This is a genomic window from Microcystis sp. LE19-195.1E (assembly GCF_027532095.1).
GTDB classification, from domain to species: Bacteria; Cyanobacteriota; Cyanobacteriia; order Cyanobacteriales; family Microcystaceae; genus Microcystis; species Microcystis aeruginosa.
In genome coordinates this window covers 1-9806 of record NZ_JAPZSZ010000029.1, presented here as the reverse complement: position 1 = coordinate 9806, position 9806 = coordinate 1, and the positions used below count along the sequence as shown (strand labels likewise).

8 protein-coding genes are annotated in these 9806 nt (G+C 42.0%); 4 read left to right on the top strand and 4 right to left on the bottom strand.

Annotation, left to right across the window (positions count from 1 at the left end; genetic code table 11):
* Positions 1-200: zinc ribbon domain-containing protein (locus O9300_RS02250; protein ID WP_272081033.1), on the top strand; the 200-nt coding region annotated here is incomplete at its 5' end.
* A gap of 496 nt (positions 201-696) precedes the next feature.
* Here O9300_RS02250 and O9300_RS02245 read toward each other — a convergent pair.
* Positions 697-1332: a hypothetical protein gene (locus tag O9300_RS02245; RefSeq protein WP_287969795.1), complete on the bottom strand. Its 636-nt coding sequence runs from the start codon at positions 1330-1332 to the stop codon at positions 697-699.
* Positions 1333-1533: 201 nt separating this feature from the next.
* Between O9300_RS02245 and O9300_RS02240 the strand changes: the two genes are divergently transcribed.
* The 3 genes from O9300_RS02240 (at position 1534) to O9300_RS02230 (ending at position 6025) form a co-directional block, all read left to right on the top strand.
* Positions 1534-2538, top strand: coding sequence for a helix-turn-helix domain-containing protein (locus O9300_RS02240; RefSeq protein ID WP_287969793.1), 1005 nt, complete (start codon positions 1534-1536; stop codon positions 2536-2538).
* 807 nt (positions 2539-3345) lie between these two features.
* Positions 3346-4329, top strand: coding sequence for a hypothetical protein (locus tag O9300_RS02235; protein ID WP_287969792.1), 984 nt, complete (start codon positions 3346-3348; stop codon positions 4327-4329).
* A gap of 637 nt (positions 4330-4966) precedes the next feature.
* On the top strand, positions 4967-6025 hold the full coding sequence (locus O9300_RS02230) for a D-alanine--D-alanine ligase family protein (RefSeq protein WP_287969791.1): 1059 nt from the start codon (positions 4967-4969) through the stop codon (positions 6023-6025).
* A gap of 57 nt (positions 6026-6082) precedes the next feature.
* On the opposite strand, the gene O9300_RS02225 is transcribed toward O9300_RS02230, so the two are convergent.
* From O9300_RS02225 to O9300_RS02215, 3 genes are all read right to left on the bottom strand, one after another.
* The gene (locus O9300_RS02225; RefSeq protein WP_287969789.1) at positions 6083-6826 is read right to left on the bottom strand and encodes a Uma2 family endonuclease; all 744 of its coding nucleotides are present in this window, start codon (positions 6824-6826) and stop codon (positions 6083-6085) included.
* A 66-nt stretch (positions 6827-6892) separates the two neighbouring features.
* A complete protein-coding gene (gene ribBA, locus O9300_RS02220; protein ID WP_287969788.1) occupies positions 6893-8569 on the bottom strand; it encodes a bifunctional 3,4-dihydroxy-2-butanone-4-phosphate synthase/GTP cyclohydrolase II in 1677 nt (558 codons plus the stop codon).
* Between the two features lie 137 nt (positions 8570-8706).
* Entirely contained in the window at positions 8707-9585 is an 879-nt protein-coding gene (locus O9300_RS02215; RefSeq protein ID WP_190722403.1) for a phycobilisome linker polypeptide, read from the bottom strand.
* Between the last annotated feature and the right edge of the window lie 221 nt (positions 9586-9806).

Genomic DNA, 9806 nt, shown 5'->3' with positions numbered 1-9806 from the left:
TTAATTGTGGTCGGTTAATCCAAAAGTCTCTATCAGTTAGAACTCATGTTTGTTCCTGCGGATATGTGGAAGATAGGGACAAAATGGCGGCATTAAATATACTCAAAAAAGCTACGATAGGGCATATCGGAAGCTGGTCGTTAGACCTAAACGCTTGGGGAGATTTAAGCTCTATTTTGGTTGGTAGAAATACCTGCTAAGACAACTTGAGTCAGTGAACCAAGAATCCCTCGCATAAGCGCGACGGGAGTGTCAACATAGTCACTTGAGCGGCAGGACAGGCAATACAATTGCCACTGCGCCAAGGGATTATCTAATGCAACCTAGGGAGTATTTTCGGCTCTCTTGGGGTCTTGGTAATGAGCAAATCTTATCGAAGAAAGGGCGTAGGCTATAGGGCCTTACCAGTCACGGCAGCTGCAATGTAGGGGCGCAAAGCTTGCCATTGGTGTCAACTTAAGGGAATAGCCCCCCAAATTTGTTGAGAGAGAGCATCCCTTTCCCTGTGTCGTTTCCTTTCAGCTTTAACTAGGCCGAAAAGTTTGGCTCGCTCGGCTAAATAACTGAACAATCTCTTGATTAAGAGAAAAGCCGACTCTATCCGCTGACTCCTAACCCTAACAAAAATTTTTGATTTTTACAATAGGTCTAATAAGACCAGCCTACTTATCTAACTTATTGTGGTCAACTTTTTTCTCATAATTGAACATCATTTATCGCCCTAACATCATTGGTAATGGTAACGATAATTCTTTGCAGCTTCGCACCTTGGAACTCGTAAGGAATCTCGTGTTTATATTGAGTTAGGAAGTTAGGAGTATGATTTGATAAAGTTCTTATAATATCGACATTTTGTTCGATGTTATTAATATACAGTTTCATCTTATCTATTGTGCTGTCACCCAACTTTTCATCGGAAGGGGCGATTATCTTTGGTTTGGCAAATGCAACTTTGAGTGTCACCTCGCTACTAAGACGAGGAAGATCACAAGTGATCTTCTGTTGTTGTCCTAACCAGTTATAGACATAACATAGTTTTCCCTGATAGATGTAGAAACTATGTCCACCAAAACATCCGCCGTGCGCCATCAGAACACCTTGTAAGTCCCCTTTAGCTTTGGAGAAATCAATAGTTGCTTCGATGGCATAGAAACGAGTGCTAATATTAGGGGCAACAGCTTCGGAAATTTCTGATCCCCCTGGATGATAGGTATAGCTAAATGTGGTATATTGTCGGTCATCAGAAAATGCTGGGGGACGTAATTGAGGAATTTCTCCACCCAATACCGCAGACCCAGAGCAATCTTCAAGTGGCATATATTGTTTAGCCATCGAAATCTCCTTAGTAATTGATAACGGAAAAAAGTGAGAGATTTAGCTGGAATTACACTGATGGACAAAATTAACAAACCAACTCTGCTTTAACTCATACTACTCAGTCTTCTATGCTAAGATGATCCAAAAAACGCAAGTTTTTAAATTGATGGGCAAAAAAATTTTAACTTTACTCAATAACCAAATAGCTATATATAGATGTTTATTTTTGACAATAAAACCAATATTTTAATTAATTCTCAGGAATTAACCTTTAAAAGTGAATATGTTTGTGACTTTTCTCGCTATTTTCAGAATCGAGAATTTCTCAACGTAGATGCTTTACAACTCAGTGGTGATCATTTTGAAGGGTATCTTTCAAGGATCATCATCGATGAAGTGATGTTAGAATTATCGCAACGTAATTGTTTAACGAATGTTGCGGGAGTAATCCATTCTAAAATGTGGGTTTTTGCGATTCCTGTTCAGGTGAATTCTGTCTTCTTCCAAAATTTGTATCCATTAGAAAATAACTATCTGGGGATTATCCCCCCTAAATCAGAAATTTCCGTTTTTCAACATCCTTTTTCCAATCGTTTTCAGCTTTACGTTCATGATAATTATCTGCAACAATTGTGCCAAACTTTAGAGCTACCAGAAGCGAAAAAGTTTTTAAATTCTTCCGCTTCTTCTATTGTGATTTGCCCATCGGAAAAAATTCGTCATCTCCAACAATCTTGTCATCAACTTTATCGAATGCTATTTAATTTAGATTGTCAACAAATATCTTGGCAAAGAAAAGCATTAAGATTAAATTTTGTCAGGCAGAAATTAAAAGAAGAAATAGTCAAAGATTTTCTTTTGACTTTAGCAGTAACCAAAGATATTACAACTCCTAAAAACACTATCAGACGCACCTCTATCCTCAAAAAAGCAGAAGAAATGATGAGAAAAAATCTGCGTTCTGATCTTACTATTCCAGCGATTTGTCAATACTTAAAAGTAAGTCAACGCACCTTAGAATATATATTTAAAGACTTCTATCAAATGTCTCCTTACAATTATTTTAAATTGCTTCGTCTTAATGCTTTACATCAATCTCTTAGCCAGAATAATCAGACAAAATTAATTTATGAAATTGCTGAAGAATTAGGTTTTTTTCACCGAGGATATCTAGCCTCTGATTATAAAAAACTGTTTGGTTACTTCCCCTCTGAAACCTAAAAAAATAGTAGGGGTAGGAATGAAGATTATTTTTAGATTTATCCGCCTTATTTTACCATTTTTTACGTCCTTCCCCTTGGATGATCAGCTACTCTTGATAATTAAGCTTCTTGCTTAAGTTGCCACCTATGAAAGCTTCCGTGCATAATGTGACGTGGTGAACATTTTTCACCCAAAGACTCAGAGAGCCATCTTTTCTTGATTAGGTAAAAATTTCCCGACTGTCTCCTCAATTCTAGTCTCAACTTTACCATCGCTCTCGGGAATCTTATCTTTAGAATGACTGCCTAGCTAAACGGCTGCCCATTTATTGACTTAAATCTGTAATATGCCAGCAATTTTTTTTATGATTAACCACTTGACAAAGTGGCCACAGCAGTGGTATTAATTTAGGATCGGAAGTTTTCGGGAGTCAGTCGTCGGTCAACAATACCAAATTAGCCTACACTTCATCTTGATAGGAAAGGCTAGGTTTTTTGCAGCTTCTTAGGGAAATTATGACCACTAATCCTCTTAACTCGCTCATTTTAGAGCAGATTATAGCGTTTTTCAGTCGGCTGAGGTACAAAAGTTATGGTTTTTAGGCAAAAGGCAAGGGGCAAAAGGCTTCGGCCGTTAGCCCAGCGTTCGACTTAGCTCGCCGAACGTCCGAAGTCTCACGCCGAAGTCCGAACGGCAAAAGGGAAGAAAAATAGGCGTACCTCACTAGCTTAGGAAACGCTATAAGATTTTTTTTAAAGGTCTAAAAAAACTATTTACCAATGCTATATTATAGATAGAAAAACTGCGTGGATATTAGAAAGTAAAATGGAAGAGCTAGATGAGGATCGGCTTGAACTTTTAGAACGACGGCTTGCTGATCGGGTGACGGAGCGAGTTCGTTCAGAGTTGTTGAAATTTTATGCAGCTATGGGGGCAACAGCGATTAGTGTACTCGGTTTGGTCGGCTGGAATGTTTTCCAAAATCTTGAGTCTGGTATCAAAGAAAATATCAAAGATAATTTAGAGAAAGAGATTAAACCAACACGAATCCAAATCAATAAGCAGCTTGCAGAGACGGAAGTTTTAGCAAAACAAGCAAACGGGATTGTGGAAAAGGTAAAAAAACAATTAGATGCCTTCCAGCCGCAAGCTGAGAACCTGGACAATAACATTAAACTGATGGAAGAACTGAGTGTAGGAGTACAAGAACTGAGTGTAGGAGTACAAGAACTGAATACAAACTTAAGATCAGTACAAGGTCCAACTGAGAGAGATTTGGAGCCGATCGCCTCAAGCGTAAAGTCTCTTCAACGCCAACTGACAGAGTTAGCTATACAGGTAGATAAACTGAATACTATCGTCACAGTTAGTGTACAAAAACCGGGGGGCGAATCAGCACAGGCTGCCCAGCAAAGGAAAGCTGCTATTCAGTCCGTGATTTCAGCAACCCAGAAAGCAGAGCAAAGTTTAGCAAAAAAACGTGAAAGGACAACGGTGTTCTTCCAGTTCGCAGGGGGGAAACGTGAGCAGGCAAAGGCTCTATCGGAGGCCCTCAAAAAAGCAGACTATATTGTTCCTGGAGAAGAGAGGGAGGGTGGAGCTGCTGGTAAGCACCAAGTTCGATACTTCTACACTCAAGATAGGGTGGCAGCAGAAAGTCTCGCCCAAGATGCGACCCGTGCTTTGCGGAATCTCGGATATTCTATTAGTCAAGTTCCTAATATTGAAGCAAAACCTTTTGTATCTTATAGCGGGAAAAAGCCTAGTCAGGGAACTGTTGAATTATGGTTAGAAATTCCTTCAAGGTAGATTATTTATCGACGATAGGATATTCCTCTTTGCTGATAAGCATATTGTGTTGTTTGTCAACGAATCGGGCTATTTTCACTTAATGCGGCGTGCAGTGCCATTGTAAGGACTCTTAACCACAGGTAGGAAAGCGATCGCTTCTTATTGGGCGATCTGGCTCTGAGGTTGGGGAGGGCGAGTGCCAACGCAGTCAGACTGGCAATGCTACAGTCAGGAGGTTGGCAAAGTTCATGGCATAGGCGAGATGCTGAGAGGTTTATATCATTTCTCTAAATGAAAACTACATATCGAATTTAAGTCCCCCTTTAAATCCCCCTTTTTAAGGGGGATTTAGGGGGATTAAACTTCTGTAGTCAGACTTTGGAGAATTGGTATAAGAAAAAACTGGAAAAATTAGCTAAATAATCATTCAATTTCGGGGGGTGAATAGATCCAAAGTGATTATCCATTTTTTTAGGGAAAGAACGACCAAATTTCATCCCGATCGATAATTAATTTATCTTGAGGTTTTGCCAAAACCTCGATCTGACGAGGAACAGCTGCATCTAAATCATTGGCAACTATTGTCAACTCCGCCCATAGTATATATGATAGTTGAACTCTAATTTAGGATCTAGCTGGGTCTAGAGAGGATAACATGGATAAGATCAAGGTAGGATTGTTGTTTGGTGGTCGATCGGGAGAACACGAGGTATCTATCAATTCGGCTCGATCGATCCTGCAAGCTTTTAATTATCCCGAAAATCTTGACAAATACGCAGTTATCCCCTTCTATATCGATAAAAATGGCTGTTGGCATTCGGCAGCAACTGCTAGACAAATTTTAACCTCTGGGCAACCCCTAGCTATTGAGAGTAATATAAAAGTCAATATCTGGCAATTTCCCCCGGAAGTGAGGGAAATGGAGGTTTGGTTTCCAATTCTCCACGGACCGAATGGAGAAGACGGCACTTTACAAGGATTACTCACTCTCATGCGGGTTGCTTTTGTGGGTAGTGGGGTACTGGGTTCATGCCTAGGCATGGATAAAATTGCCATGAAAACTGCTTTTGCAGCCGCTGGATTACCCCAAGTTAAGTATAAGGCTATAACCCGCTCGCAAGTGTGGTCAAATGCCTGTGTTTTTCCGCAATTGTGCGATCAAATCGCCGAGGAAATAGGTTATCCTTGTTTTATTAAACCGGCTAATTTAGGTTCTTCGGTGGGTATTAGTAAAGCACGCAACCGGCAAGAATTAGAGGCTGCTTTAGATAGTGCTGCTAGTTATGATCGACGGATTATTGTTGAAGCAGGAGTAACCGCAAGGGAGATCGAATGTGCGGTTTTAGGTAATGATAATCCCCAAGCTTCTTTGGTGGGAGAAATTACTTTTGATAGTGATTTTTATGACTACGAAACTAAATATACTGACGGGCGATCGAGTATGGTGATTCCCGCTAATATTCCTGATAAAATTGCTAATCAAGTGCGAGAAATGGCTGTAGAAGCATTTAAAGCTGTGGATGCTGCGGGATTGTCGCGGGTGGATTTTTTCTATGTGGAAAAGACTGGGGAAGTGTTCCTCAATGAAATTAATACTCTGCCAGGGTTTACTAATTTTAGTATGTATCCCCAACTCTGGAAAGCCACCGGTTTAGAGTTTGATAAATTGGTCGATAAGTTAGTACAATTAGCCTTAGAAAGACAGGAAAAATAAGGTTAAATTACCAACATTTCTAGGATAGGAATTACCTATCCTAGAGATATTTATCAATTAGATAGTTTCGGGATCAATGCCCAATTCTCGTAATTTTTGGGCTAATTTTTCCCTTTCCAAGATAGCTTGTTCTTTTTCAAAGATAGCCTGTTCCTTCGCTTGTCGTTCCTGTTCCTTTTCTAAAAAAATCTGTTCCTTTGCTTGTCTTTGCTCTAATTCAGCTTCTTGGGGAGTGGGAACCAATTGACCATCGGTGGTAAAATAACGCAGTTTACGGTCAAATATGCCTAAATATAGTTCTAATTGTTCACTCCATAAATAGCCGTTTTCATTAGCAGCAATAGCCTGATATTGTCCCGCAATTAGTCTAAATCCTTGCAATTCTAAGGTATTAGGATCAAACCAAAAATAATTAGGAGTGCGAAAGGTATTTTGATAGAGAATTTTCTTTTTAGTGCGGTCAATATTGGCCGTAGAATCGGAAAGAATCTCCACGATTACATTGGGATATTTACCCCCTTCTCCCCAGACTACCCAACTTTTGCGGGGACGTTTTTCTGTATCTAAAACCACAAAAAAATCAGGACCACAGAAATCGCGCTTTTTCAGTTGTTCTTCGTTATAGTAGATAGTCAGATTACCGGAAGCGTAGTAATCGTTTTTCTCTTGCCATAATAATTCTAGACAACTGAGAAGAATTATGATCTGTTGCAGATGTAAATCACTTTCCAAAGGTGGTTCATCACTCCATAAATCGGTGGGGGGACAGGTAACTTCCGGTAAAATGTCGAGAGTTGTCATGGGTTTTCCCCGTTATACTAGCTTTGTTTAATTATAACTGTTACAATCTTTTCCAGTCATCAAAAACTAATTTTTGGCTGACTCACGAGTAAAACTGTAGATAATTTGGGTAGCTAATTGTGGTAATTGTGAGAAATCTTCATCGGACATTTTTTGACGATCGAGTTTCATTTGTAATCCCGTCATCGAATCGTCTCCGTCGGAAATTAAAAATTCTAAGCGTTCAATTTCCGACCAATCTGTAATGTCATTTAATATCTTGTCAATAACCAGAAGATAAGGATGGGAAGGATTTTTATACCAATTACTGCTAACACCCTGACGAATATCTAAACCTAAATGTACGATCAAAGGGGCGCGATCAAAAAGGGCATTGGCTACCGGTCGGGTTTCTTCTTGGAGAGATAATTGATTAGCGCGACTTAACTGCCGTAATTTCTCCAATTGATGATATCTCTGGGAAATTGACGGCGGATTTTCCCCCCAACTGAGAGCGATGGTGACTAGATAGGTTTGTAGGAATAGATGTCCTAACTTTTCCGCTTTTGTGGCCAGATAATTGGAATTATAATCATTAGCCTCGATCAGCAAAGGTACTCGCTCGACTATTTCCAAACCATAGCCTTTTAATCCGGCAATTTTACGGGGATTATTGGTAATTAAACGAATATTTCTCACCCCCAAATCGTTGAGCATTTGCGCCCCCATGCCGTAATCGCGCAAATCGGCGGGAAATCCTAACCTTTCGTTGGCTTCCACCGTATCTAGTCCCATATCCTGTAAAGAATAGGCTTTTAGCTTATTAATTAAGCCAATTCCCCGTCCTTCCTGTCGCAGGTAAACCACCACCCCCAAACCGTTGTTTTCGATCATTTTTAGGGCAGCTTGTAACTGTTGCCGACAATCGCAACGCAAGGATCCCAAAGCATCCCCGGTCAGACATTCTGAGTGCATTCGTACCATTACAGGTTGATCGCCAAAGAGAGCGGGATCCCCTTTCACAATAGCGATGTGTTCGGTTTGATCTAATAAATTTCGGTAGGCATAAAGCTGAAAAGTGCCGAATTGACTGGGAAAATCACAGACCGTTTCCCGATGGACAAAGCGATCGTGTTTTAAGCGATAACCGATCAGATCGGCAATGCTGATTAACTTGAGATTATGTTGACGAGCGTATTCAAATAGTTGCGGTAAACGGGCCATGGAACCATCGGGATTTTGGATCTCACAGATAACTCCCGCCGGATACAACCCGGCTAATCGAGCTAGATCCACGGCTGCCTCCGTATGACCAGCGCGTTTTAAGACTCCACCGGCTTTAGCACGAATCGGGAAGACATGACCGGGACGGGTGAGATCGTCGGGACGAGTGACTGGATTAATGGCAACTTGCACGGTTTTCGCCCGATCTTCTGCCGAAATGCCAGTTTTAACCCCTAAATGGGGAGCGGCATCGATGCTAACGGTAAAAGCGGTTTGATTGCTATCGGTGTTTTTTGTCACCATCAAGGGTAATTCGAGAGCATCAAGACGCTCTCCCGTCATTGCCAGACAGATTAAACCGCGAGCTTGCACTGCCATGAAGTTAATCATATCGGGGGTGGCAAATTGGGCCGCACAGATTAGATCTCCTTCATTTTCGCGATTCTCATCATCAACTACTACAATAGCCCGTCCGGCTTTGATTTCCGCTAAGGCAGTATCGATAGAGTCAAAAGCGATCGAAGTGACAGTCACAGGCATTAAAACGATAGAACTATTTTCATTCTACAGGTTTGCTCGATCTGCTGAGGGTCAATTTCTGCCAGTTCCCTAGAAAAAAGTCTCCCGGTGAACCTGACGGCTGCCCGGGAGACTTTTAGCTATCTTAAGCTAGAAAATTAGTTCAAACTAGCGGGGGTGATGCTGGCAACTTTGCCACCGAGACGGTTGATCTGTTGCAGGGTGTTATTTAACTGTTCAAAGGGGACGATAACCGCTTTGCTACTGCGACGGACACTGGGATAACCCGGTTTGCTGATGGCGGCAATTTCCACGCGATAGAGCTTACCCACATTACCATAGGCCACACTACCACCAAGAGCTTTACTGGGGGTGTTGCGTTGACCGGAGGGACGATAGGCCCAACCATCGCTGCCACCGGAGGGACCGACCACTGCCGAAGCGCCGTTTTGGGCTAATTCCACCGCTAAACGGGAGGTTTTGCCGGCAATCTGAGAGCGATCGCTGTTGGCATAACCGCGATAGAGTTGGAACATCCGGGTAAATCCCACGGTTTTTTGACCGGGTTGGCTGGCAAAACCGCGATAGTAGGGAACGATGCTATCACCGAAGTTTTCGGTATATTCGGCGGAATCGATGTAGGAGTCGATATCGGCCTCGAATCCTTTGTTTTCGTAGAGATCGAGGTGATAGACCACTTCCGACTCATCGTAGGGAGCGCGACCTAAAAGATGTTTGATATTAAGTTCGATGACGCGGGTTTGGAAGTTACCGTAGAAGAATTTGTTCTTATACAGTTCCGATTTGGCCACGGCGCGGACGAATTCCCGCACGGTGATCGAACCATTGCAGAGTAAGGATTCGGCACTGGTAAGGCGCTCGGAACGCATGATATAGTCATTGCCTAGCACCTGACGATAGACAGCGCGAATAACCGCCTGTGCGTCGTCACGAGACCAATCGGGACGTAATTCCACGGGAGCAACCTCGCTAAAAGCGGTTGTCCCTAAACGGGAAGCTGAGGTAGTAATTGCCACTAAAGTTCTCCTACAAAAAAATGATCATCGAAAATTTTGGGTGGGAAACCCCGCCGTTCTAGGTTGGCTTTACGTTAGTCTTAAAAAGACCGTCTCGAAAACCAAGTGGGCGGACAGCACCTTGAAAACTCGGCTTAGGGGGTTCCGTTCAGAAAAGCTTGTCCGGGTAAAAAGTCGCGCGCAACAAGTACAAGAAGCGTTTAGTCAGAACCGTACCGTGG